The 22,713-nt window shown below is 72.8% G+C and carries 23 protein-coding genes and 1 pseudogene; 8 read left to right on the top strand and 16 right to left on the bottom strand.

From position 1 onward, the window contains the following. Nucleotides 1–58 precede the first annotated feature (58 nt). Nucleotides 59–649, top strand: coding sequence for a Uma2 family endonuclease (locus ACRAS8_RS13490; protein ID WP_438486187.1), 591 nt, complete (start codon nt 59–61; stop codon nt 647–649). 126 nt (nt 650–775) lie between these two features. On the opposite strand, the gene ACRAS8_RS13485 is transcribed toward ACRAS8_RS13490, so the two are convergent. From ACRAS8_RS13485 to ACRAS8_RS13475, 3 genes are all read right to left on the bottom strand, one after another. Then, on the bottom strand, nt 776–1,171 hold the full coding sequence (locus tag ACRAS8_RS13485) for a DUF6415 family natural product biosynthesis protein (protein WP_438486185.1): 396 nt from the start codon (nt 1,169–1,171) through the stop codon (nt 776–778). Nucleotides 1,172–1,270: 99 nt separating this feature from the next. Next, on the bottom strand, nt 1,271–2,461 hold the full coding sequence (locus ACRAS8_RS13480; protein WP_438486183.1) for a helix-turn-helix domain-containing protein: 1,191 nt from the start codon (nt 2,459–2,461) through the stop codon (nt 1,271–1,273). Between the two features lie 124 nt (nt 2,462–2,585). Beyond that, the gene (locus ACRAS8_RS13475) at nt 2,586–3,227 is read right to left on the bottom strand and encodes an HAD family hydrolase (RefSeq protein WP_438486182.1); all 642 of its coding nucleotides are present in this window, start codon (nt 3,225–3,227) and stop codon (nt 2,586–2,588) included. A 215-nt stretch (nt 3,228–3,442) separates the two neighbouring features. Between ACRAS8_RS13475 and ACRAS8_RS13470 the strand changes: the two genes are divergently transcribed. Further along, nucleotides 3,443–3,985 carry a GntR family transcriptional regulator gene (locus tag ACRAS8_RS13470; protein WP_438486181.1) on the top strand — a complete coding sequence of 181 codons (543 nt, stop codon included), beginning with the start codon at nt 3,443–3,445 and terminating at the stop codon, nt 3,983–3,985. Continuing rightward, a pseudogene (locus tag ACRAS8_RS13465) lies at nt 3,982–4,125 on the top strand (GntR family transcriptional regulator); the annotation flags it as partial. The gene ACRAS8_RS13470 and the pseudogene ACRAS8_RS13465, both read left to right, overlap by 4 nt. 135 nt (nt 4,126–4,260) lie before the next feature. Here the strand turns inward: ACRAS8_RS13465 and ACRAS8_RS13460 are convergent. Next, nucleotides 4,261–5,583 carry an MFS transporter gene (locus ACRAS8_RS13460; RefSeq protein ID WP_438486179.1) on the bottom strand — a complete coding sequence of 441 codons (1,323 nt, stop codon included), beginning with the start codon at nt 5,581–5,583 and terminating at the stop codon, nt 4,261–4,263. Nucleotides 5,584–5,678: 95 nt separating this feature from the next. Between ACRAS8_RS13460 and ACRAS8_RS13455 the strand changes: the two genes are divergently transcribed. After that, on the top strand, nt 5,679–6,662 hold the full coding sequence (locus tag ACRAS8_RS13455) for a LysR family transcriptional regulator (protein ID WP_438486178.1): 984 nt from the start codon (nt 5,679–5,681) through the stop codon (nt 6,660–6,662). Here the strand turns inward: ACRAS8_RS13455 and ACRAS8_RS13450 are convergent. The 4 genes from ACRAS8_RS13450 to ACRAS8_RS13435 form a co-directional block, all read right to left on the bottom strand. Further along, nucleotides 6,619–7,668, bottom strand: coding sequence for a phosphotransferase (locus tag ACRAS8_RS13450; protein ID WP_438486176.1), 1,050 nt, complete (start codon nt 7,666–7,668; stop codon nt 6,619–6,621). The two genes, ACRAS8_RS13455 and ACRAS8_RS13450, sit on opposite strands and share 44 nt — an antisense overlap. A 19-nt stretch (nt 7,669–7,687) precedes the next feature. Next, nucleotides 7,688–8,695, bottom strand: a complete 1,008-nt coding sequence (locus ACRAS8_RS13445) for a phosphotransferase family protein (RefSeq protein WP_438486175.1) — start codon at nt 8,693–8,695, stop codon at nt 7,688–7,690. Continuing rightward, nucleotides 8,692–11,154 carry an AAA family ATPase gene (locus tag ACRAS8_RS13440; RefSeq protein WP_438486173.1) on the bottom strand — a complete coding sequence of 821 codons (2,463 nt, stop codon included), beginning with the start codon at nt 11,152–11,154 and terminating at the stop codon, nt 8,692–8,694. The genes ACRAS8_RS13445 and ACRAS8_RS13440 overlap by 4 nt, the downstream gene beginning before the upstream one ends. 116 nt (nt 11,155–11,270) lie before the next feature. Then, the gene (locus ACRAS8_RS13435) at nt 11,271–12,038 is read right to left on the bottom strand and encodes an alpha/beta hydrolase (protein WP_438486171.1); all 768 of its coding nucleotides are present in this window, start codon (nt 12,036–12,038) and stop codon (nt 11,271–11,273) included. 115 nt (nt 12,039–12,153) lie between these two features. Between ACRAS8_RS13435 and ACRAS8_RS13430 the strand changes: the two genes are divergently transcribed. After that, nucleotides 12,154–13,314, top strand: a complete 1,161-nt coding sequence (locus ACRAS8_RS13430) for an adenosine deaminase (RefSeq protein WP_438486170.1) — start codon at nt 12,154–12,156, stop codon at nt 13,312–13,314. Between the two features lie 144 nt (nt 13,315–13,458). Next, the gene (locus ACRAS8_RS13425; protein WP_438486168.1) at nt 13,459–13,740 is read left to right on the top strand and encodes a hypothetical protein; all 282 of its coding nucleotides are present in this window, start codon (nt 13,459–13,461) and stop codon (nt 13,738–13,740) included. A gap of 106 nt (nt 13,741–13,846) precedes the next feature. Here the strand turns inward: ACRAS8_RS13425 and ACRAS8_RS13420 are convergent, their stop codons facing one another. From ACRAS8_RS13420 to afsQ1, 5 genes are all read right to left on the bottom strand, one after another. Continuing rightward, nucleotides 13,847–14,056: a PspC domain-containing protein gene (locus ACRAS8_RS13420; RefSeq protein ID WP_438486166.1), complete on the bottom strand. Its 210-nt coding sequence runs from the start codon at nt 14,054–14,056 to the stop codon at nt 13,847–13,849. A 46-nt stretch (nt 14,057–14,102) separates the two neighbouring features. Then, complete coding sequence (locus ACRAS8_RS13415) at nt 14,103–14,663, bottom strand: VanZ family protein (protein WP_438490464.1); 561 nt, start codon at nt 14,661–14,663, stop codon at nt 14,103–14,105. Nucleotides 14,664–14,783: 120 nt separating this feature from the next. After that, entirely contained in the window at nt 14,784–15,392 is a 609-nt protein-coding gene (locus ACRAS8_RS13410) for a hypothetical protein (protein WP_438486165.1), read from the bottom strand. Continuing rightward, nucleotides 15,389–17,068: an ATP-binding protein gene (locus ACRAS8_RS13405; RefSeq protein WP_438486163.1), complete on the bottom strand. Its 1,680-nt coding sequence runs from the start codon at nt 17,066–17,068 to the stop codon at nt 15,389–15,391. Before ACRAS8_RS13405 ends, ACRAS8_RS13410 begins: the two co-directional genes overlap by 4 nt. Continuing rightward, a complete protein-coding gene (afsQ1, locus tag ACRAS8_RS13400) occupies nt 17,065–17,742 on the bottom strand; it encodes a two-component system response regulator AfsQ1 (protein WP_199788211.1) in 678 nt (225 codons plus the stop codon). The genes ACRAS8_RS13405 and afsQ1 overlap by 4 nt, the downstream gene beginning before the upstream one ends. A 288-nt stretch (nt 17,743–18,030) precedes the next feature. On the opposite strand from afsQ1, the gene ACRAS8_RS13395 reads away from it, so the two are divergent. Then, complete coding sequence (locus ACRAS8_RS13395; RefSeq protein ID WP_438486162.1) at nt 18,031–18,810, top strand: SigE family RNA polymerase sigma factor; 780 nt, start codon at nt 18,031–18,033, stop codon at nt 18,808–18,810. A 213-nt stretch (nt 18,811–19,023) separates the two neighbouring features. Here ACRAS8_RS13395 and ACRAS8_RS13390 read toward each other — a convergent pair whose 3' ends face one another. Then, the gene (locus ACRAS8_RS13390) at nt 19,024–19,650 is read right to left on the bottom strand and encodes a uridine kinase family protein (protein ID WP_438486161.1); all 627 of its coding nucleotides are present in this window, start codon (nt 19,648–19,650) and stop codon (nt 19,024–19,026) included. A gap of 242 nt (nt 19,651–19,892) precedes the next feature. Here ACRAS8_RS13390 and ACRAS8_RS13385 point away from each other — a divergent pair, with 242 nt between their 5' ends. Then, the gene (locus ACRAS8_RS13385) at nt 19,893–20,312 is read left to right on the top strand and encodes a hypothetical protein (RefSeq protein ID WP_438486159.1); all 420 of its coding nucleotides are present in this window, start codon (nt 19,893–19,895) and stop codon (nt 20,310–20,312) included. A gap of 113 nt (nt 20,313–20,425) precedes the next feature. On the opposite strand, the gene ACRAS8_RS13380 is transcribed toward ACRAS8_RS13385, so the two are convergent. Next, nucleotides 20,426–21,289: an aldehyde dehydrogenase family protein gene (locus ACRAS8_RS13380; RefSeq protein ID WP_438486157.1), complete on the bottom strand. Its 864-nt coding sequence runs from the start codon at nt 21,287–21,289 to the stop codon at nt 20,426–20,428. Next, nucleotides 21,282–22,712: an aldehyde dehydrogenase family protein gene (locus ACRAS8_RS13375; RefSeq protein WP_438486155.1), complete on the bottom strand. Its 1,431-nt coding sequence runs from the start codon at nt 22,710–22,712 to the stop codon at nt 21,282–21,284. Before ACRAS8_RS13375 ends, ACRAS8_RS13380 begins: the two co-directional genes overlap by 8 nt. Nucleotide 22,713 lies beyond the last annotated feature (1 nt).

Genomic DNA, 22,713 nt, shown 5'->3' with positions numbered 1-22,713 from the left:
GGCGCGGACCTCGTTCGACGCGGTGCAATCGTCCACGTCACGCCGAGAGGAGCCCGCCGTGAATGAACTCACCGTCGACCACTACCCGTTGGCTGGACGCGAGTGGGATGCCCTCGTCCGTATCTGGGAGGACACGGAGCCCCCGACCGGCTGCATGGTGGAGGTCGTGGACGGCATCGTGAGCGTCGCCCCGCCGCGCGACGCCCGGCAGAATCTGATCGCCGCCGAACTCACCAGGGCCTTGTACGCGGTGATCCCGGAGGACCGGGGCGCCTACCAGAAACTCGCCGTCGCCGTCCCCGCCCGCTACGGCCTCTACGTCCCCAACCTCGTAGTGGCACCGGAATCCGCGCTCCGCGGCGCGGGGCACTTCGTCCCCGCTGCTGTAGCCGAATTGGCCGTCGAGATCACCGCGAAGACCTCCGCGCGCCACGACCGGGTCGACAAGCGCACCGGGTACGCCTCCGCAGGAGTCCCGCTGTACCTCCTCATCGACCTTTGGACGCCGGCCGGGCCGGTCATCACGCTCTACGGCGAGCCGACGGACGGCGCGTACCGAGTGCTTCAGACCGTGAAGTTCGGCGACGAGTTGACGCTTCCCGCGCCGTTCGAACTCACCCTGGACACCGGCGTCTTCCCTGTCGACTGACGACGAGCCGGGTGACGAAGGGCCCGCCCCCCACCAGGACAGGTGGTGGGGGGCGGGCCCTTCACCTCACGGGGCGCCGGCGGTCCGGTACGAGGCGGAGCCTCCCGCGCCGTTCGCAGCCGCTCCTCACCAGCCCTCCCTCGCCGTGTAGTGGGCGAGTAGCCACTGGCAGTCCCGGGCGAGTTGGTGCACATGGACATGGGCGGACAAGGCGCCGTCTCCCAGACCCTGCTGCGTCCGCTGCTCGATACCGTCGAACCGGGCCGTTACGTGGTGCACCTCGCAGCCCGCCGGCCACCGGCGACCGGCCGCCTCCCGGGCCTCGACGAGTAGCAGTGCCACATGCCCCCGCAAGTCCTCTGCTACGTCGGCCAGTTCCCCGAGCTTGGGACGTCCCGAGCCCAGACGGAGCGCCCGGCGAATCGTCATGCTGATCGTCTCGGCATCAATGGGCCACTCGCCGGAGGGGGTGCGCACGGCACCCGACTCGGTGGCCGCGGATCGAGTTGTCGTTGTGGTCACGGTCATCTCCCTGTGCCGTTTGGGCTCAGGAAGAGGCTGGCCCCGGGAAGGAGCCGTAAGTACCCCTGCGAGGGGTACCAGACCTGCGAGGGGTACCCGTCAGACGCACTCGCCCGCGTGGCACCAGGTGGCGAAGTTCGACAGTCTCTCCGCATCCGCGCGCTTGAGGCGGCGCAGGGTAGCCGCGTCCTCCCGCACCCATCGGTGTTCCCTGGCGTGCTGGGGAGCGATCCGGCGCGCCACCTGCAACGACTCGAACGCCGCGTCCGGTCGCCCGGACCAGAGCTGTGCGCGGCCCAGTTCGATGTAGAAGCTGCTGCGTCGCTCGGCCGGCACGTCCTGTGGTGGCTGCCAGACGCGCGCCAGTTCCAGGGCCCTTCCAAGCCAGGCGTCGCCGAGGCTGACCGCTACGGACACCTCGTGGATGCGGACGCTGTGCGGGCCGAAGGCCGTTCCGCCGTAGACGCCCTCCGGTACTCGATCGCCGAGGGCACGCGCCTCGTCGAGGTGGGTCTCTGCCGTGTCCCCCTCGCCTGCTCGCCCGGCGATCACCGCGGCGCGCATGTGCAACGCGCCGCGCGCCGCGAGCGAGGACGGTGTCCCGTCCTGGGGGAGCCCGTCCAACGCTTCCGCGAGCGCGCGCAATCCGGCCGCGTGCGCCTTGGCGGCGAAGAAGGTCTCCGTGCGCACATAGGCCACCGTCGCGTCCACCAGAGGGTCATCAGCGTGGCGTGCGGCCCACCGCATGAGATCGATGAGCCGCGCGGAGAGGTCCGTCGCCCCGTACTTGAACGCCACGGCGTCCGCAGCCCGACATGTGTCGACCAACAGCCCTGCCACCGCGGGGCGGTGGTGTGGCGGCGCGGTACGGAGCGCGCGACACAGTTCGGCGAGAAGAGCGGGAGCGGCGCGGGAGATCCGGACGTACTGCGCGCTGAGACGGTGCGCGACCATCGAGGCGACGGCCTGATGGAGAGCCGCCGGTTCGCGGCACGGTCCGTCCTCCGGGTCCTCGTACGCCGCGAGCACCGCGGACAGGGACGGCATGGCCTGATGCACGCGGTCATCGGGACGTTCCCGGCTCGGGAGCAGTCGGGCGGGGTCGAGGCCGAGGGCCGTCGCCACGGCATCCAGCAAGCCGTCGGAGACCCTGCGTTCGCCTCGTTCGATCTTCCGCAGAGTGCCGAGGGCGATGCCGGCGGCGCGGGCGAGTTCGGCTTGAGTGCGGCCGGCGATACGGCGTTCATAGGCGATACAGGGGCCTACCCCGCTGTACACGATGCTGGGCATGCTCACTCCGTTCGGTACGGCCGCCCCGAACCGTACCCGCGCAGTCACGCACCGGCACCACAAACGCAAACACGAACACCCCGCCTGCCCGTATCCGGCAGGCGGGGCCGTCGAGTTGACTGACTCACCGGGGCACGAGCACGTCCACCAACTCGGCAAGACCGTCGATCCGCCAGTCCGCGGCCGAGGCCGTCTCGCCATTCGCCCACAGGTGGCCCCAAGGCCCCCGGCGCAAGTGCGCCGTGCGCAGGCCGGCGGCGCGCGCTGGGACCACGTCGTTCTGCGGATGATCGCCGACATACAGCACCTCTGCCGCCTGGACACCGGCCAGTTCCACGGTGCGGGCGAAGAAGTCCGGGTCCGGCTTGGCCACCCCCCACTCCCCGGACACGGCCACGGCGTCCACCGGCAGGTCGAGGGCGCGCAGGAGATCACCGGCCCGCCGGGTCTGGTTGCCGGCCACGACCACGCGCAGCCCGGCATCGCGGAGCGCAGCCAGGGACGACCGGACGTCGGGGTACAGGTCGGTCTCGTCCAGGAACTCGCCCCGGCCGGCCCGCTCCATCGCCGCCCGTGCCGCCTCGACGTCAATGCCCGGCCGGACGAGCCGAAGCGCCTCGGCGTTGTCCCGTCCCTGTGCCACCACGGCGCCGACCAAAGCGGACAGCGTGTGCCGGCCGACGCCGAGCCAGTCGGCCCATGCGCCCCACCCGCGGTCGTCTCTGATCAGGGTTTCGCCGACATCGAACGCCACAGCACGGATCATGCGGGCAGCCTACGGCGGCCCGCTACGGGCGGGAATCGACGCTGCCCTGACAGGGGCATGGTGAATCACCGCCTTGCTCCTGGACTGTACGACCCCGAGTGCCGTATCGCTGTTCACACGAAGCGGCAAGGTGTGCCGTAGGCGGTTGTCGCCGGGCAGTCGCTCGCCGCGTACGTGAAGGGTTGCGATCATTTACCGTGCAGGAGGGCGCCGCAGTGAGCACCGACGAATGGGTCAGTACCTCGATGCCGTATCTGACGCCCCGTGAGAAGGGGCAGTCCGACGCCTGGGGCGCGGAGGCTGCCGCCCGTGGCCGCCGGGGCAGGCAACGCATCGTCCATGCCGGGGAGATCGCGGCACCGGCCGAGATCGCGGAACTCCTGGGGATCGCCGAGGGCGAGGACGTCGTCGTACGACGACGTGTGATGTATCTCGACGACGTGCCCTGCGAGTTGACCGACACCTATTACCCCGTCCACATCGCACGAGGAACCCGTCTGGCCGGGACAGCCAAGATTCCCGGTGGTGCGGTCTCGCTCCTCGCCGAGCTCGGGCACACAGGCGCCCGGGTGCGGGAGGACGTGATCGCCCGGATGCCCAGCGACGAGGAACGTGGTGCCCTGCGGAGCGGCACGGACGAGCCGGTGCTCCAGCTGACACGGGTCACGCTGGACCGTCACGACCGGCCGATCCAAGTCGACAGGATGGCCATGCCCGGACACCTTCAGCGGCTGCGCTATGAGATCCGGATCGGATGACCGTGCCGAGAACCGAAGATGACGCCTACGACCGGCGGGCCCTGCACGAACGGATCGCTGCCGATCTACGCGACGAGATCATGACCGGCGACCTGGCCCCTGGCGCCAAACTGCCCTCCACGGCGCAGCTCAAGGCGCGGTCGCATGACCATGACCTGGTCCCGGACGACGAAGAGCCCGCCCCACCAGGACAGGTGATGGGGCGGGCCCTTCGGTCTTGGGGGCCGGGGCCGCGGGCGGGCGGCCGGGTCGCGTGGCCCGGCTGTGTGGCAGGGCTACGCCGCCCTGCCCAGGCTCAGCAGCCGGCGTTCGGCGACCGCCTTGCGGGTGGCGTAGAGGGTGATCGACGCGGCGCCGACCATCGCCGCGAGGCCGAGGAGGACGGTGCCCGACCAGCCGGCGGCGTGGAAGGCGGCGGCGCCGAGCGCGCCGCCCAGGCTGCTGCCGATGTAGTACGCGCACTGGTAGAGCGCGGACGCCTGGGCCCGGGCGGTCTTGGCGGTGCGGCTGACCGAGGACGAGGCGACCGCGTGGCCCGCGAAGAAGCCCGCGGTGATCAGGACCAGGCCGGCCAGTACCGAGGCGACGGAGGCGGCCAGCGTGAGCAGCAGCCCCGCGGCGGTGGTGCCGACGGCCAGGTAGAGGGCGCCGCGGCGGCCGACCCGGCCGACCAGCTTCCCGGCCGCGGCCGAGGAGGCCGTACCGACGAGGTAGACGATGAAGAGGGAGCCGACGATGCCTTGGGGGAGGTTGAACGGCTCGGCGACCAGGCGGTAGCCGATCACCGTGTAGACCGCGCCGAAGACCGTCATGAACAGGGCGCCGATGGCGTAGAGGCGGCGCAGGAGGGGGTCGGCGAGGTGGCCGGCCAGCGTACGGGCCAGCGTCCGCGGGCCCACCGAACGGGAGACGAAGTGCCGGGCCCGGGGCACCAGCAGCCGGAACGCCACCGCGCACAGCACGGCCATCAGCCCCACCGCGCCGAGCGCCACCCGCCAGCCCCACGCCTGGGCGACCCAGCCGGTGACGATCCGCCCGGACATCCCGCCGATGCTGTTGCCGGCCACGAACAGGCCGATCGCCGCCACCAGCGCCTTGGCGCGCACCTCCTCGGCCAGGAACGCCATCGCCGACGCCGGCAGCCCGGCCAGTGCGACGCCCTGGACGGCGCGCAGCGCGATCAGTGCGCCGAGGGAAGGCGCGAAGGGGACCAGGAGTGCGATCACCGCGGCGACGGTGAGGGAGGCCGTCATCAGGGTGCGGCGGCCGAACCGTTCGGAGAGCGCACTGAGCGGGATCACGCCCAGGGCCAGCCCGAAGGTGGCCGCGGAGACCGTCCAACTGGCCTGGTCCGGCGCGACGTCGAGGTCCGCGGAGATGGCCGGCAGCAGCGCCTGGGTGGAGTACAGGAGGGCGAACGTGGCCACTCCGGCGGCGAAGAGGGCGAAGCTCATCCGGCGGTAACCGGGGCCGCCCGGCCGCAGCTTGTCCGACTCGGGGTCGGCCGGCGCGGCGGAAGAAGAGGAGGTGTCGATGGAGGACTGGGGAGAGGCGGCCGCACGGTCGGTGACGGACGCCCCGGTATCAGCGGGAGGCATGCTTCGAAGGTAGAGCGGCTCAGTTCATGCGTCCAATGCATCAAAGCGCGATAATCGATGCTGTGGCACATGATCGCAGTTCACAAGCGTCCCTGTTGCACGCTCGCAACAGAACAGACATTCCGGAACGAGTCCGGACGGTCCCGCCGGGCGGGCCGGAGGCCGCCGAGCTGGGCGCCGGCTCCTGGGCGCTGGCCCTCGCCCCGCGGCTCGCCCAGTTCGCCGCCGTCGCCCGGCACGAGCACGTCACCCGCGCCGCCCACGAACTCGGCATGCCCCAGCCCACCCTCAGCCGCGCCCTGGTGCGGCTGGAGGACGACCTCGGGGTGGCGCTGTTCGCCCGGCACGGCCGGACGCTCTCCCTCACCCCGGCCGGGCGCGCCTTCCGCACCGCCGCCGAGCGCGCCCTGACCGACCTGGAGCGGGCCACCGAGTCCGTGCGCGCCGACGCCGACCCGGCCGCCGGCAAGGTCGCCTTCGGCTTTCTGCACACCCTCGGCCCGGAGACCGTCCCCGGCCTGATCCGCAGCTTCCGCGCCGACCACCCCGGCGTCCGCTTCCAGCTCGTCCAGAACTACGGCGAGGCGATGATCGAACGGCTCCGCGCCGGCGATCTCGACCTCTGCCTGACGTCGCCGGTCCCGGACTACCCGGACCTGGCCGCCCGCCGCCTCGACGAGCAGAAGCTCCGCCTGGTCGTACCGGACGACCATCCGCTGGCCGGCCGCAAGCGGATCCGCCTCGCCGAGGCGGCCGGCGAACTCTTCGTCACCCTCGAACCTGGCTACGGCCTGCGCCGGATCACCGACGCCCTGTGTGCCGAGGCCGGCTTCACCCCGCGGGTCGCCTTCGAGGGCGAGGAGGCCGAGACCCTGCGGGGGCTGGTCGCGGCCGGTCTGGGCGTGGCGCTGCTCCCGCCGCCCGCGTTCCCCCGCCCCGGCGTCGCGGAACTGACCGTCACCGCCCCGCGGGCGGTCCGCGAGATCGGCGTGGCCTGGCTCGACGGCCGGGTGGACACCCCTCCGGTCGCCGCCTTCAAGAAGTTCCTGCTGAGCCGGCGGGGGGCTCTGTTGTCGTGAGCGCGTCGCGGGCCCGGGCCCAGCGGTCGGCGGCCCGCTCGATGGCGTCGGGGGTGGGGGGCGGGGCGTCCGACAGCCAATAGGGTTGCGCCGCCGTGTACTTGGCGGCGAGTTCGGCGGCGAGGGACCGGCGGGCGCGGGGTGCGTCCGCGGCCGCGATGCGACGGGTCCAGCGGACGGTGTCCACCACGGCCGACTTCATCCGCTCGAAGCCGAGATAGAAGGTGAGCGCGTCCTCCCAGCCGGGGCGGCAGTCGGCCGGCGCGGCCCGCCGCCACAGGGACCGCACCCGGGTGTCCTCGCGGGGCAGATAGGACATCTTGTGGAGGTGGTCGGCCAGGTCGTAGACCGGGTCGCCCCACAGCGCCAGTTCCCAGTCCAGGAAGACCGTCCGCCGGCCGTCGGTGATCATGTTGCCGCGGTGCAGGTCCGCGTGGAGCAACCGGAAGGGGCGGCTGCCCAGTGCGACGGCCCGGCGCTCCAGCAGGGCGCAGGGGTCGCGGGGCACGCCCAGTTCCGCGTAGAGCCGCTGGGTCGGCTCGTCGCCGTCGGCGCGGATGGTGCGGACCAGCGTCAGGAGCGAGGCGGCGAATCCGGCGGTGTCGCCGTCCCCGGGCCAGCCGGCCGGGGCGGCCGGGAGCTTGCCGGCCGGGACACGCAGCAGCTGACCGAACAGCTCCCCGATGTCGTCCAGCACCCGCTCCGGCAGCGGTGTCCCCGCCGGGCACATCGCGTCCAGGGACCGGCCGGCGATGAACTCATGGATCTGGAAGGGCGGTTCGGCCTGGGCATGGAGCAGCTGCGGGGCCGCACCGACGTACGGGCGGATCGCGTCCAGCAGCACCGGCTCCGGCCACAGGGACAGGTCCATCGACTCCGCCCCGGGGGTGGGGATGCGGACCATCACCGCCCGGTCGCCGGACCCCACCCGTACATTGCGGTTGTAGTAGCCGGTGTGCGCGTCGTCCCGCCGGCACGCCTCCTCGTACAGGGCCATCGCGTCCATGCGCCCGTCCACCGCCCCTTCATGCGCTCCCGTGCGTCGGTCCTCTGCGCAGTCCGGCGCGGATGTCCTCGGTCGTGACGTCCGGGACCACTCCCCAGTACCGGCGGGCGGCATTCACCTTCCCGGCCAGTCGTGACACAAGAAACGCGCCGAAGGCGGGATCCGTGCCGTGCGCGGCCAGCTGCTTGGAGTAGCGGACGGTGTCCACCACCGCCGACTTCAGACGCTCGTGGCGCAGATACGCCGGCACGTCGCGGCGCCAGCCGGCGGTGCAGTCGGCCGGCAGCGCCCGCAGCCAGCGCTCCACCAGCGCTTCCCGCTGCGCCTCCGGGTAGTCCATCTTGTGCAGATGGATGGCGAGTTCGTAGACCGGGTCGCCCCACAGGGCCAGCTCCCAGTCGAGGAACCATGTCGCCCCGGCGGAGACGATCATGTTCTTGCGGTGCAGGTCGGCGTGGAGCAGGGCGAACGGGCGAGGGGTCAGCGCCGCCCACCGTTCCTCGGTGCCGGCCAGCGGATCCGCCGGGAAGCCGAAGGCGGCGAACACCTCGCCGTACTCCGCCAGATGGTCCGCGTGGATCCGCCGGGTCAACGCCGACAGCCGCCGGCCGAAGCCCGTCGAGTCGCCCGGCCCGGGCCAGTCGTCCGGCGGCGCCGGCAGCTTCCCCGGCGGGACGGCCGTCAGCTGCGCCAGCAGCGTCACCACATCGTCCAGGACGTGGCCGGGGACGGCGGTGCCGCGGGGGGCGAAGCCGTCCAGCAGCCGCCCGTCGATGAAGCTCTGGACCTGGAAGCGCGGCCGCTGCGAGACATGGCGCAGCTCCGGCGCGTGGTCCACGTAGGGGCGGACGGCGGCCAGTACCTCCTCCTCCTGCCACAGCCGGACGTCCATCACATCGGCGCCCGGCAGCGGGATCCGCACATTGACCCGGCCCTCCGGTGTGTCCAGGCCCGCGTTGCGGTTGTAGTAGCCGGCCGCCGCCCCGTTGGTGGCCAGCGCCGCCGCGTACAGCTCCCGGAGGTTCACGCCTCCGCCCCCAGGAACAGCGACAGCATCGCGTCCGTCCGGCGCTCCAGGGCGTCCAGCCCGCCCAGGGGGCGCAGGCCGGCCCGGGCGCGGGCGGCGGCCGCCGCGAGCCGCGGATCGTCCGCGCCGACCCGGACCGCGGCCCGGTGGACGGCGAGCACCAGCGACGGGTAGACGTCGCACGCCTCCAGCTCGGCGACCGCCCGGCGCAGCACCGCCAGGCACTCCGCGCGGTCCCCTTGCCGCAGCAGCAGGAACGCGCGGTACATGTCGGCGCGGGCCCGGCCGGAACGGTAGCCGGCCCGGTCGAGCGCGGCGTAGGCACTGAGGAAGGACGAGGCGGCCCGCTCGTACGCGCCGAGCCGGATGTGCGCCATGGCCATCGCGGTGTACGCCTTGCCGATCTCGTGCTGGGCGCCCAGCTCCCGCTGCACCTCCAGGGCCGCCGCGGCCTGGGCGACGGCCGCCTCCGGGTCGGTGAAGGCCAGCAGCTCGGCGCGGTTGGTCAGGATGTTCGCCGCGCCGAACGGGTCGGCGGTGTGCCGGTACTCCTCCTCGGCCTCGGCGAGCAGCGCGCCGGCCGCCTCGAAGTCGAGCAGGAAGCGGTGGCCGAGGTGGAGCAGCCGCTTGACGTCCGCCCGGATGCCGCGCTGTTCCGTCCCGCACATGGAATGGACGGAGGCGGCCAGCTCGAACGCGGCCGCGAAGTCGCCCTGCCACATCCTGATGTCCGCCAGGCAGAAGCCCGCGGAGATCCGCACCGGGCCGGACTGCTCGTCCCAGACCTGCTGGAAGATCCGGGCGGCGGTGCGCGACTCGCCGGCGATCCGGCGGGCGTTGGCGGCGGCCAGCGCCAGCCGGGCGGAGACCGCGGTGCCGGCCTCCCGTTCCACTTCCGGTGCGAGGTCGATCACCGCCCGGGCATTGCCCAGGGCGAGCAGCGACTCCGCCTCCAGACAGTCGGCGGCCGCCCGCAGCGAGCCGTCCACGCCCGGCCGGGCGGCGAGGTATTCCCGCAGGTCCCGCACGATCCCGTCCACCGCCTGACGCCCGCCCATCGCCATCCCGCGGTCGGCGCAGGTGTGGATCTGCTCGGCGGTGATCTCCTCGGCGTGCAGACCGTGGTAGACCGCCTCCCGCAGGGGCGCCGAACGGGACACCCCGCCTCGCTCCGGGAGGCCGTCGGAGCGCTCCACGACCTCCTCCCAGTACGCCCGCAGCCGGGCGTGCACGGACCGCCGGACCGCGGGCGAGAGATGGGACTGGAGGGCCGCGACCATCAGCTGGTGCAGCCGGTACCAGCCCTGGGCCAGCGGATAGGCGAACGAGTACGCGGTCAGCGACTCCCACGTCAGCAGGTGCGCGGGGAGGTTGAAGGCCCGTCCCAGTGCCCGGAACGCCCCGAAGTCGAAGGTGCGCGCCACGCTGAGCAGCTCCAGGATCCGGACCTCGTCCGGCGGGACATGCTGGAGGAACCGCTGGACGATGTGCTCGGAGGTGATCGTCGTCTCCAGCCGCGCCGGATTCTGGTGGTAGGTGTCGATGGCCAGGTGCAGATAGAACGGCACCCCGGCGCTGGCCTCCGCGATCGACCGCTGCCGGCCGCCCTCGGTGATGCCCGCCGCGGAGAGCAGATCGAGCCGCGCGCCCATCGGCAGCCCCTCCACCGGAACGTGGCGGATCGCCGCCGCCCAGTCCTCGTCGTACGCCGCCCACTGCAGCGGCTCCCGGCTCGCCACCACGGTCAGACCGCCCTGCAACTGGCCCAGCAGATCCCGCAGCCAGGCATCGGCGCCGAAGCTCTTCCCACCGGGCAGCGGGGCGGGGACGAGCGCCTCGTAGGCGTCGACGAAGAGTACGAACGGCCGCGCGCGGCTGGCCTCGCGCAGTTCCTCGGCGAGCAGGTAGGAGACCGCGTAGCCCAGTTCGGCGTTGGTGAGGTTGTCGAGGTCCTGGAGCGTCGGGTCGTTCTTGATGCGCTGCTTGCGCTGCCGGCCGGTCAGCACCCGGTCGGTCAGCCGCACCAGCCCGGCCGCGGTGCCGAAGACCGGGAACCCCATGGCGTCGTCGAGGATCTTGGAGAGCACATCGCTCTCCTCCGCGAACGGTGTGCTGGAGCGGTCCATGCGCAGCTGCGGATGGACCCGCTGCCACAGCACGGCGTAGGCGATGTCGAAGCGGTCGAACTTCACGCCCTGCCCGCCGAACGCGGTGCGCAGCACGGCGAGCGCGTCCTCCTGCTGGCGCAGCGCGGGGATCTGGAGGTCCAGCTGGGCGGTGCGGTACTGCTCCCCGGTGCGGTTGCGGAGCTCCTGGAGCAGCCGGGACTTGCCGATGCCGCCGACGCCCACGATGTTGAGGAGGTGCGGCCCACCGGTCGGCGACACCCGGCCCAGCGCCTCGCCGTAGGCGGACAGCGTGGTCTCCCGGTCGAAGAACTGGCGCTGCAGCGCGGACACCCGCCGGTATCGCGGCCCAATGGGCATACCGATCCCCCCGTTGCTCTCGGTTTCCAGGGAGGCTACCCCTGACACCCCCGCCCCGCACCGGAGTTGGGGGTGGTGGGGACGGGGCCTCAGTGGCGGAGGGAGGTGCCGAAGCCGGAGGCCAGGGGCATGCGGAGGCCCAGGGGTGGGGGAGCGGCCAGGGCGTCCTTGACGGGGCGGGCGTAGGCGTGGGTGAAGAGGGCGCCGAGGAGGAAGTCGGTGGCGAGGGCGTGCACCTCGGAGCGGTGCTGGTGGAGGGAGTGGCCGTCGGAGTGGACCTCGAAGCGGCAGGTGTCGCGGTTGATCTTCTTGGCGCGCTGGGCGTAGCGGTAGGAGAGGTCGGGGTCGACGCGTTCGTCGTTGGTGCCGTGGATCAGGAGGACTTGGCGGCCGACCAGTTGCTTCACGGGGTCGGGGTCGGTGCCGTACTGGCGGGGGTCGGCGAGCCAGGGGGCGAGGCCCAGTACGGCGTGGACGGCCGGGTGGCCGGCGGCGTGCAGGGCGGCGCGGGCGCCCATGCCGGTGCCGACCAGCGCGACCGGGACGTCGCCGTAGCGGCGGACCACCTCGTCGACCGCCCAGGCGGCGTCCTGTGCCGGGTGCGCCGCGGTGCCGTTCCAGCCGCGGCAGCGGTAGTGCACCACATGGGCGGCCAGGCCCTCGGGGCGGCCGGCCCGCGCCAGCCGGGCGGCCAGCGGGCGGACGGCCAGGGCCGGGACCGGCGACGGCCGGCGCAGCCCGTGCGGCCCGCACCCGGGGAGAAGGAGGGCGACGGCGTTCACCGTCCGGTCCGCGCCGCCCGCTCCCAGCGGTTTTCCCAGCCGGGCCTCGCGCACCGGCAGTGCTTGCTGAGCCATCGGAGGAGTCACGACGAGAACGATGGCAGAACGAGGCGTGCTGTCCACCCTGCGGACGGGTCACTGTTACGTATCGTTCGGTGAGATCTACGCGCGTAGGGGCTACAGTGCGGAAATGACGAGCGAGTTCAGCAACCTCCCGACCGCAGAACAGATCCGCCGTGCACCCAAGGTGCTGCTCCACGATCACCTCGACGGGGGGCTGCGCCCCGGTACCGTCGTCGATCTGGCCCGTGATACCGGCTACAGCGGACTTCCGGAGACCGACCCCGACAAGCTCGGGATCTGGTTCCGCGAGGCCGCCGACTCCGGCTCGCTGGAACGCTATCTGGAGACCTTCGCGCACACCTGCGCCGTCATGCAGACCCGCGAGGCGCTCTTCCGGGTCGCCGCCGAGTGCGCCGAGGACCTGGCGGCGGACGGCGTCGTCTACGCCGAGGTCCGCTACGCGCCGGAGCAGCACCTGGAGGGCGGGCTCGGCCTCGAAGAGGTCGTCGAGGCCGTCAACGAGGGCTTCCGGGAGGGCGAGCGGCGGGCCCGCGCCGACGGCCACCGGATCCGCGTCGGCGCCCTGCTGACCGCGATGCGGCACGCCGCCCGCGCCCTGGAGATCGCCGAACTCGCCAACCGCTACCGCGACCTGGGCGTGGTCGGCTTCGACATCGCCGGCGCCGAGGCCGGCTACCCTCCCACCCGCCACCTCGACGCCTTCGAGTACCTCAAGCGGGAGAACAACCACTTCACCATCCACGCCGGTGAGGCGTTCGGCCTGCCGTCCATCTGGCAGGCGCTCCAGTGGTGCGGCGCCGACCGGCTCGGCCACGGCGTCCGCATCATCGACGACATCGAGGTCGGCGAGGACGGGTCGGTCACCCTCGGGCGGCTCGCGTCCTACGTCCGGGACAAGCGCATCCCGCTGGAGCTGTGCCCGACCTCCAACCTCCAGACCGGAGCCGCCGCCTCCTACGCGGAGCACCCCATCGGGCTGCTGCGCCGGCTGCAGTTCCGCTGCACGGTCAACACCGACAACCGCCTGATGAGCGGGACGTCCATGTCCCGCGAATTCGAGCACCTGGTCAGGACGTTCCGCTACACCCTCGACGATCTCCAGTGGTTCACGGTCAATGGTATGAAGTCTGCTTTCCTTCCTTTCGATGAACGTCTGGCCATGATCAATGACGTCATCAAGCCCGGATATGCGGAACTGCGGTCGGAATGGCTCTTTCGTCAGTCGGTAGCAACTCCCCCTGGCGGCACGGGGGCTGACGGGCAGTAGGTCGCTTCATGGTGGTGCCTAGCGCAACGGTCGGTGGATTGTCCACCGGCCGTTTCCCCGTATGCCGGGGGTGTTTGCGGTCGCGTTGGCGGAATCACTAGGTTTTCTAGCCGGTCAAGCCCCCCAGCACGAGGACGTAATGCAATGAAGCAGGGAACGGTCAAGACTCTCGGTGCCGTCGCGCTCGGCGCCGCCATCGCCGCCACCGCCGCGGGTACGGCCTCCGCCGCCCCGGTGGGCAACTCGATCGACACCAACGGCGTGCTGCACAGCCTGCCTGTGAAGGACGCCACCAGGACCATCTCCGGGGCGACCAACCACGGCGGCGGTGGGGGCGTCGTCCCCAGGACCCACGTGAACAGCCGGGGCAACGCGCCGCTGCTCGGCGGCCTGCCCGCCGAGGCGGTCCAGCTCCCCATCCGCTGACCAGGCCCCGCGCCGTCCCTTAAGGGACAGCCCCAGGTCCGCCCCGGTCCGTACGCGGTATCCCGTACGGGCCGGGGCATCGCCGTGTCCGGGGCCGGCCGCGGGCCTACCAGGCCGAGGCGTCGCGCGACCGCTCCTCCGAGGGGAGGAGTATCCACAGCGCCAGATAGACCAGGAACTGCGGACCGGGCAGCAGGCAGGAGAGCAGGAAGATCACCCGCATCGTCGCCGGGGACGTCCCGAAGCGGCGGGCGAGGCCGGCGCAGACACCGGCGATCATGCGGTTGTTGGCGGGTCGGACCAGTGCGGCGGCCATGACGGGCTACTCCTTCTCGACGATCCGGGGCGGCTGCCCCGATGCCTCAAAAGTAGGTCCGGCCGCCGGAGAAAACGTCAGCCTGCGGGGCCAGACCGACCCTGGGGATTCTCGGGGTCGCACCCCTGAGCAGCTCGTCCCGCCGGCGGAGCCGCGACCGGGCCCCGGGGACGACCAGCAGATGCGCCAGCGCCACCCCGAGCGTGTTCAGCAGCACCGAGTCGACGTCCGGCACCTGGCCCGGCACGGCGGTCTGCAGCAGCTCGATCGTCAGCGAGATCATCGCGCCGGCGAAGACCGTACGGGCCATCGACCCCAGCGGGGAAACGTTCAGGCGCCCGCCGGCCAGCGGCAGCAGCACCCCCAGCGGCGCCAGCAGCAGCACCGCCGCCCCCAGATGCCACACCGCCGGCCAGCCGCCCCGCACCAACTGGGCGTGGATCGACGCCAGCGGCTCCAGATTCGCGGCCGGCACCCACGGCACCGTACGAGGACGCAGCGTCAGCCAGCCGACGATCAGCAGATGCGCCACGAGGAGGAGACTCCCGGTGGCGCGCAAACGGGGGGCGACGGTACTGCCGGGGCTGCCGGGGCCATGACGCTGCACACAGGCCAGGACGCCGCTAGCGGGGGCCACGGTTCCGCCCCGTTGCGCCCGTCTTGGACGGAAGCGCTCAGGCCGTACCCGCTCTTCTCAAGGGGCGGTGTTCTCAAAGGGGCGGGAGGTTCACCACAGGCCCCAGCCCGCGCGCTCGGCGACGTCCGGATTGGCCTGCACGTCCGGCGAGCAGTCGTAGCGGTGCGGCGCCCCGTCGTCCGGGCCGCCCAGCAGCGCGCCCCCGGTACGGCCCAGCGCGGCGCTCCGGCCATAGGTGCACACCAGCTGCGCCAGCGCGAACGACGGCAGGTCGTCCGGCTCGACGGACAGCCGCAGCGCCTCCGGCGCGTCCCCGGCCCGCGGTCCGTCCATCCTCAGCGACCTCGGCACCGCGGTACTGAACCCGGCCCGGGCCTCCTCGGCCGTCGGCGGCTTCTGCAGCTCGGCCAGGAGCGCCCGGGCCACCGGCAGCCGGACCGCGGCCCCCGGCGTCCCCTGCGGACGTCCCACCGCCCGCTCCACCGTGGCCAGCGACGAGCCGCACACCAGATACACCGTGGCCCGCTGCGCCGCCGGGCCGTCCGGCCGCGGCGCCTGGCAGCTCACCCGCGACGGCGCGTCGCCCGCGTCGACCGGGACGGACGTGCCGCGGATCCCGCAGCCCGCCGCGGCCAGCGCCAGGGCGGCCACCGCCGCGGCGCGCCGCGCGGTGGGCCGCAGGCGGCCGCGGCGGATCATCGCCGGCCCTCCGTGCCCTCGTCCCCGGACCGCTCGCCGCCGGCGGCCGGCCCGTCGCCGTCGGCCAGCCGGGAGGCGTCCCTCGGCAGCCGCAGGGTGAACACCGCGCCGCCCTCGGGATCGTTGGCGGCGCTGATCCGGCCGCCGTGGATGTGCGCGTTCTCCTGCGCGATCGACAGGCCCAGGCCGCTGCCCTCGGAGCGCGGCCGGGACGCGCTCGCCTTGTAGAAGCGGTCGAAGACGTGCGGCAGAACCTCCTCCGGGATGCCGGGGCCGTGGTCCCGCACCCGGATCACCAGCTCGCCGCCGGCCGCCGCCCCGGCCGGAGACCCGGCCGCCGCCCCGGCCTCCTCGGGCGCGCCCTCCGCCGGCTCCGTACGGACCGACACCCGCACCGGCGAACCGCCGTGCTTGAGGGCGTTGCCGATCAGGTTCGCCAGGATCACGTCCAGCCGGCGCGGGTCCAGACGGGCCACGGTGCCGCGGTCGGCGTCCAGCTCCACCGCGTCCAGCCACGCCCGGGCGTCGATGCAGGCGGTCACCTGGTCGGCCACGTCGACGTCGTCCAGCACCAGCCGGGCCGTCCCGGCGTCGAAGCGGGTGACCTCCATGAGGTTCTCCACGAGGTCGTTCAGCCGCCGGGTCTCGCTGACCACCAGCTGCACGGCCGGCGCGATCATCGGGTCGAGGGAGTCCGCCTCCTCCTCCAGCACCTCGGTGACCGCGGTGATCGCCGTCAGCGGCGTCCGCAGCTCGTGCGACATGTCCGCGACGAACCGGCGGGACGCCGCCTCCCGCCCGCTCAGCTCCTCGACCCGCTGCTGGAGCCGCTCCGCGGTGCGGTTGAAGGTCCGCGACAGATCCGCCAGTTCGTCGGTGCCGGTCACCCGCAGCCGGGTGTCCAGCCGGCCCTCGCCCAGCTGCCGCGCCGCGTGACCGAGCCGCTGCACCGGCCGCAGCACGGTCGTCGCGGCGGCCTGCGCCAGCAGCGCCGAGCCGACCAGCGCCAGCGCGGTGGCGATCCCCAGCGACCAGCCCAGCGACGTCAGGTCCTGCCGCTCGGTGGCCAGCGACTTCATCATGTAGCCGGTCGGCCCGCCGCCGATCACCTTCGCCCCGGCGACGAGGTACGGGACGTCCCCGACCTCCTTGCGCTGCCAGTACAGGTGGTGCGCGGCGTGGTTGTTCTCGTCGACCGGACGCGCCTGGTCGACGGCGTTGCGCAGCGACTGCGGGACGACCGCGAGCGTCAGCAGGTCCTTGTCGGTGGTGGCCGCGCACTCCTTGCCCTCGCGGTCCACGCCGATCAGCAGCACCGTGTAGTTCTGCGGGCCGGCCGCCATCTGCCGTGCCGCGTCCTGGAGTTCGGCGCACCGCGGACGCAGCGGCAGCGTGCGGGCGTTGTCCTCCAGGGACTTGCGGAAGTCCTTCAGGGCGGCGTTCTGCGTACGGTCCAGGACGGTGTTGCGGTTCAGCCAGTACGCGATCCCGGACGCCGAGACCGCCGCGGTCAGCGCCACCAGCGCGAACACCACGACCAGCCGCAGCCGCAGACTCGTCAGCCGCAGCAGGCCCGCGGCCCGGCGCAGCAGCCGCACCGGCCGGCCGCCGACGGGCGCACCGCCCGGCCCGTGCTCCTCCCCGGTCCCGCCGTCCTGCGGGGTACCTGCCGTCACTGGGGCGCGTCCAGCCGGTAGCCGACGCCGCGGACCGTACGGATCAGCGTCGGCGAGGACGGGACGTCCTCCACCTTCGCGCGCAGCCGCTGCACACAGGCGTCCACCAGCCGCGAGTCACCGAGGTAGTCGTGCTCCCACACCAGCCGCAGCAGCTGCTGCCGGGACAGCGCCTGACCGGGCCGCCGGCTCAGCTCCAGCAGCAACCGCAGCTCGGTCGGGGTCAGTTGCAGATCCTTGCCGTCCTTGGTGACGGTCATCGCCGAACGGTCGATCATCAGCGAGCCGAACGTCGCCGAATCGCTGGACTCCCGCTCCCCGCGCCGCAGCACCGCGCGGATCCGGGCGTCCAGCACCCGGCCCTGCACCGGCTTGACGACATAGTCGTCCGCACCGGACTCCAGCCCCACCACCACGTCGATGTCGTCGCTGCGCGCGGTGAGCAGGATGATCGGCAGCTGGTCCGTCCGGCGGATCCGCCGGCACACCTCGAAACCGTCGATACCGGGCAGCATGACGTCCAGCACGATCAGGTCCGGCCGCTGCTCGCGCAGCAGCTTCAGGCCGTCCTCGCCCGTCGCCGCGGTCATCACACGGTGACCCTGGCGGGACAGCGAGAGTTCGAGGGCCGTGCGGATGGCGTCGTCGTCCTCGATCAGCAACAGGAAAGGCACGTCCGCCATTCTGGCGCATGGGACGCGGGGAGAACGACCGGTGGCCTCCGGGTGCCGCCACGCGCCGGGCCGGACCGCATCACGTGCCGGGTCGGACCGCGCCGGACCGGGTGACGCAGACGCGCCGGACCGTCACAGGCCCTGTGACACGTCTGTGACAGACGACGGACAACGCGATGAAACTGGCTTGGCAGTCTTTTGGTCAGCCGGGAGAGATCAACACCGCCGAGGCGGGATCCCGACCGGGACACACCGAACGAACTGGCTCGACCGACGGGGGGCAGCGCGATGAAGAACACCCTGCACGGCACGACTTCCGGCGCAGTCGTCACGCGCCTCCACGACATCGGGCGCGAGAAGTCCGGTGCTGCGGGAGGGCGGGGGTGCTCCCGCGGCACCGGGCGTCAGCGGCCGCCCTACATGGTGGCCATTGACGCGGTGGTGCCCAAGGGGCCCAACGGGGGAAACGAGGGCCAGGAGAGCACCGACGGGGGAGCTGAGTACAGGGAGACGGGGGACCGGCGCACCGCGACGGAGACGGACGGGGCCGAAGCGGCCTTCACCGCCTACGTCCAGGAGCGCCGCGCCTCCCTGTACGCCACCGCCTACCACCTGACCGGTGACCGCTACGAGGCCGAGGACCTGCTCCAGAGTGCGCTGTTCTCGACCTACCGGGCCTGGGACCGGATCAGCGACAAGGCGGCGCTCGGCGGCTATCTGCGCCGTACCATGACGAACCTGCACATCAGCGCCTGGCGCCGGCGCAGGCTCAACGAGTACCCGACCGAGGAACTGCCCGAGACCGCCGCCGACGCGGACGCGATGCGCGGCACCGAGCTGCGCGCCGTCCTGTGGCAGGCGCTGGCCCGGCTGCCCGAGACGCAGCGCACCATGCTGGTGCTGCGCTACTACGAGGGCCGCACGGACCCGGAGATCGCGGACATCCTCAACATCAGTGTCGGCACGGTGAAGTCCAGCATCTGGCGCTCGCTGCGCCGGCTGCGCGAGGACGAGGTCCTCAGCTTCGGCCGTGACGAGGAGGAGTCCTTCGGCGCTCTGGTCGCCTGAGGACGGGGGACAACGGGGAAAACGGGGGAGCAGGGCCCGAGGGGATCCGAGGGGAGAGCCCGAGGGGGGACACGGGGGATATCGGGGGAACACGGGGGAAGCGAGCGGGTTCGGGCGACCGGGGGGTCTGCCCGAGCCCGCTCTTCCGTGTGCGCGGCGGCCGTCACCGGTGTGCGCGGCGCCGCGGAGATCCGTCAGAAGCGCCCCAGGGGCTCAGGACCGCACCGCGACCCCCGTAAGCCCCGCCGTCCGCGCCGTCGCTATCCGGTCCAGTGCCTCCGGCCGGGCGCACGGATGGGCGCCCAGTGCGGTGAGCCGGGCCACGATCGTCCGCTCGTCGCGCAGCAGCCGCAGACCCCGCCGCACCAGATAGACCGCCGGTTTGCGGCCCTCCCGCAGGTCCCGCGCCAGCCGCCGCCGGAAGGTGGTGGTGGGCCGCCCGCGCAGGCACAGCGCGTCGGCCAGCAGCCCCGCCGCCCGGCACCGCCCGATGACGTCGGCGGCGAAGACGCCCTCCGCGATGAACAGCGGCGCCCCGTCGAGCGCCAGCTCCGCGGCGCCGGTCCGGGCGCTGGCCGCGATGTCGTACGTCGGCACCGTGGTCCGTCCCGCGCGGCACAGCTCCTCGATGGCCGCGACCGCGGCATCCGCGTCCCAGGAGAGCGGCGAGTCCCAGTCCGCGCCGCCGCCGTCGGGCAGTTGGGGCAGCGACGGGTCCGTGCCGTCCTTGTAGAAGTCGTCGAGGTTGAGGACCGGCAGGCCGGTGGCGGCGGCCAGGGAGGTCTTCCCGGAGCCGGAGGGGCCCGTCAGCAGGAGGACGCGGGCGGGCGGGGACGGCATGGGGGTACCTCCCTGCTCGAGCGGAGCCGAGAGCTTGGGGGAGGGCGAATGGGAGTTCACGGGCACTCATTGTCGGGCATTGCGCCGTGGGAGGTACCCCTGGCGCGCGAGGTGGAACCCCCGCCACCGCTCAACTACTCTACGCAGTCGACCGATTACGCATGCGGAATGGATTCCGGCCCGCGCGGCCGGGGCGCACCCGCGCGTCCGCTCCGCTCCCGAACCACAGGCAGGTGGCACAGATGCCCTCCCACGCACGTCCCAAGCCCAGCCGCGTCCCCCGCGGTCTGCTGCGCGCCGGGCTGGTGATCTCCGCGGCCGGCGCCGCACTCTCGGGCGGTGCGGCGGCGGCGAGCGCGGCCGCCCCCGTGCCGGCCGGCACGGCCCCGCAGAAGCACGCGGCGAGCGAAGAAGGCGTCGTGGGGCAGTCGATCGCCCGCGCGATGACGGGCTCCACGGGCCGCAGCCTGGCCCCCGTCAAGAACCTCAAGCTGGACCCGATGGCGCACACCGGCGTCGATCCGCTGGACAACGGCGTCGGCACCCAGATCGGCGACTTCAAGCCGGTGAGCACCAAGCAGGCGACGGACCCGGTCACCAAGGGCGGCACGCTGCGGACCCTGCCGGTGACCGGCACCGCGATGCGGCTGCTGCCCGGCTGACGGGCCGCCGCCTAACCGCCGCCCCGATCGACGCACGACGGCGCGGGACCCGCCCCGAGGGCGAGGTCCCGCGCCGTTTCGTCCCTGCCGGCCCGGACGGGGGCCGGAGGGCGTCAGACCCCCATCGGGTGCCAGACCGTCTTGGTCTCCAGGAAGGCCAGCAGCCGGTCGGTGCCCGGGTCGGCGGACCAGTCCGTCGCCCGCGGGCGCAGCACCCGCTTGAGGTTGTCGGCCGCCGCGGTCTCCAGTTCCTTCGCCAGGCCGGCGTCGGCGCCCGTCAGGTCAAGGGCGTTGACGTCCTGGTGGGCGGCGAGCGGAGCGCCGAGCTCCGCGGTACGGCCGGAGAGGAGGTTGACCACCCCGCCCGGCAGGTCCGAGGTGGCCAGCACCTCGGCCAGCGACAGCGCCGGCAGCGGGGCCCGCTCGGACGCCACGACCACCGCGGTGTTCCCCGTGACGATCACCGGGGCGAGCACCGAGACCAGGCCCAGGAACGACGACTCCTGGGGCGCCAGCACGGCGACCACGCCGGTCGGCTCGGGCGCGGAGAGGTTGAAGTACGGGCCCGCGACCGGGTTCGACGACCCGGCGATCTGGGCGACCTTGTCGGACCAGCCCGCGTACCAGACCCAGCGGTCGATCGCCGCGTCCACCTGCGCCGCGGCCCTGGCCTTCGACAGCCCCTCGGCGTCCGCCACCTCGGCGGCGAACTGCTCCCGGCGGCCCTCCAGCATCTCCGCGGCGCGGTAGAGGATCTGCCCCCGGTTGTACGCCGTGGCGCCCGACCAGCCGCCGAACGCCTTGCGGGCGGCGACCACCGCGTCCCGCGCGTCCTTGCGGGAGGCCAGCGGGGCGTTGGCGAGCCACTTGTCCTTTGCGTCGGTCACTTCGTACACCCGGCCGCTCTCGGATCGCGGGAACTTCCCGCCCACGTACAGCTTGTAGGTCTTGAGAACGCTCAGCCGCGCGTCAGACATTGAGGTACGCCTCCAGACCGTGCCGGCCGCCCTCGCGGCCGAAGCCCGACTCCTTGTAGCCGCCGAACGGCGAGGCCGGGTCGAACTTGTTGAACGTGTTGGACCAGATGACGCCCGCGCGCAGTTGGTTCGCCATCCACAGCATCCGGGAGCCCTTCTCCGTCCAGATGCCCGCCGACAGGCCGTAGGGCGTGTTGTTGGCCTTGGCGACGGCCTCCTCCGGCGTGCGGAAGGTCAGCACCGACAGCACCGGGCCGAAGATCTCCTCGCGGGCGATCCGGTGCGCCTGGGTGACGCCGGTGAACAGCGTCGGCGCGAACCAGTAGCCGGAGCCGGGCAGTTCGCAGGCCGGGGACCAGCGCTCGGCGCCCTCGGCCTCGCCCGCCGCGGCCAGCTCGGTGATCCGGGCCAGCTGCTCGGCGGAGTTGATCGCGCCGATGTCGGTGTTCTTGTCCAGCGGATCGCCGACCCGCAGCGTCGCCATCCGCCGCTTGAGCGCGTCCAGCAGCTCGTCCTGGACCGACTCCTGGACCAGCAGCCGGGAGCCCGCGCAGCACACGTGCCCCTGGTTGAAGAAGATCCCGTTGACGATCCCCTCGACGGCCTGGTCGATCGGCGCGTCGTCGAAGACGATGTTGGCCGCCTTGCCACCCAGTTCGAGGGTGAGCTTCTTGTCCGTGCCGGCGACCGTACGGGCGATCGCCTTGCCCACCTCGGTGGAGCCGGTGAAGGCGACCTTGTCGATCCCCGGGTGGGCCACCAGCGCCGCGCCGGTCGCGCCGTCACCGGTGACGATGTTGACGACGCCCTTGGGGAGCCCGGCCTGACGGCAGATGTCCGCGAAGAACAGGGCCGACAGGGGTGTGGTCTCCGCCGGCTTCAGCACGACGGTGTTGCCGCAGGCCAGCGCCGGCGCGACCTTCCACGCCAGCATCAGGAGGGGGAAGTTCCAGGGGATGACCTGGCCGGCGACGCCCAGCGGCTTCGGGTCCGGCCCGAAGCCCGCGTGGCCGAGCTTGTCCGCCCAGCCCGCGTAGTAGAAGAAGTGCGCGGCCACCAGCGGCAGGTCGGCGTCCCGCGACTCGCGGATCGGCTTGCCGTTGTCCAGCGTCTCCAGGACGGCCAGTTCGCGCGAGCGCTCCTGGATGATCCGGGCGATCCGGAAGAGGTACTTGGCGCGCTCGGCGCCGGGCAGCGCCGACCACTTCTCGAACGCCCTGCGGGCCGCCTGCACGGCGCGGTCGACGTCCTCGGCGGTGCCCTGGGTGTACTCGGCGAGCACCTCCTCGGTGGCCGGCGAGACGGTCTTGCGCAGGCCGCCGCCCGCGCCGTCGGCGAACTCGCCGTCGATGAAGAGCCCGTAGGACGGCGCGAGGTCCACGACGGAGCGCGACTCCGGCGCCGGTGCGTAGTCAAAGGTCATG

The organism is Streptomyces sp. S186, from assembly GCF_051603415.1.
Lineage (GTDB): Bacteria > Actinomycetota > Actinomycetes > Streptomycetales > Streptomycetaceae > Streptomyces.
Note: the sequence above shows the minus strand (reverse complement) of the source record. Positions and strands in the feature narration are given on the sequence as shown.

Coding starts and splice junctions, on each gene's coding strand:
- ACRAS8_RS13480 (WP_438486183.1), bottom strand. CDS start 2,461: ATGCCCAGCATCGTGTACAGCGGGGTAGGCCCCTGTATCGCCTATGAA.
- ACRAS8_RS13475 (WP_438486182.1), bottom strand. CDS start 3,227: ATGATCCGTGCTGTGGCGTTCGATGTCGGCGAAACCCTGATCAGAGAC.
- ACRAS8_RS13460 (WP_438486179.1), bottom strand. CDS start 5,583: ATGCCTCCCGCTGATACCGGGGCGTCCGTCACCGACCGTGCGGCCGCC.
- ACRAS8_RS13450 (WP_438486176.1), bottom strand. CDS start 7,668: ATGGACGCGATGGCCCTGTACGAGGAGGCGTGCCGGCGGGACGACGCG.
- ACRAS8_RS13435 (WP_438486171.1), bottom strand. CDS start 12,038: ATGGCTCAGCAAGCACTGCCGGTGCGCGAGGCCCGGCTGGGAAAACCG.
- ACRAS8_RS13430 (WP_438486170.1), top strand. CDS start 12,154: ATGACGAGCGAGTTCAGCAACCTCCCGACCGCAGAACAGATCCGCCGT.
- ACRAS8_RS13425 (WP_438486168.1), top strand. CDS start 13,459: ATGAAGCAGGGAACGGTCAAGACTCTCGGTGCCGTCGCGCTCGGCGCC.
- ACRAS8_RS13420 (WP_438486166.1), bottom strand. CDS start 14,056: ATGGCCGCCGCACTGGTCCGACCCGCCAACAACCGCATGATCGCCGGT.
- ACRAS8_RS13410 (WP_438486165.1), bottom strand. CDS start 15,392: ATGATCCGCCGCGGCCGCCTGCGGCCCACCGCGCGGCGCGCCGCGGCG.
- ACRAS8_RS13395 (WP_438486162.1), top strand. CDS start 18,031: ATGAAGAACACCCTGCACGGCACGACTTCCGGCGCAGTCGTCACGCGC.
- ACRAS8_RS13390 (WP_438486161.1), bottom strand. CDS start 19,650: ATGCCGTCCCCGCCCGCCCGCGTCCTCCTGCTGACGGGCCCCTCCGGC.
- ACRAS8_RS13385 (WP_438486159.1), top strand. CDS start 19,893: ATGCCCTCCCACGCACGTCCCAAGCCCAGCCGCGTCCCCCGCGGTCTG.
- ACRAS8_RS13380 (WP_438486157.1), bottom strand. CDS start 21,289: ATGTCTGACGCGCGGCTGAGCGTTCTCAAGACCTACAAGCTGTACGTG.
- ACRAS8_RS13375 (WP_438486155.1), bottom strand. CDS start 22,712: ATGACCTTTGACTACGCACCGGCGCCGGAGTCGCGCTCCGTCGTGGAC.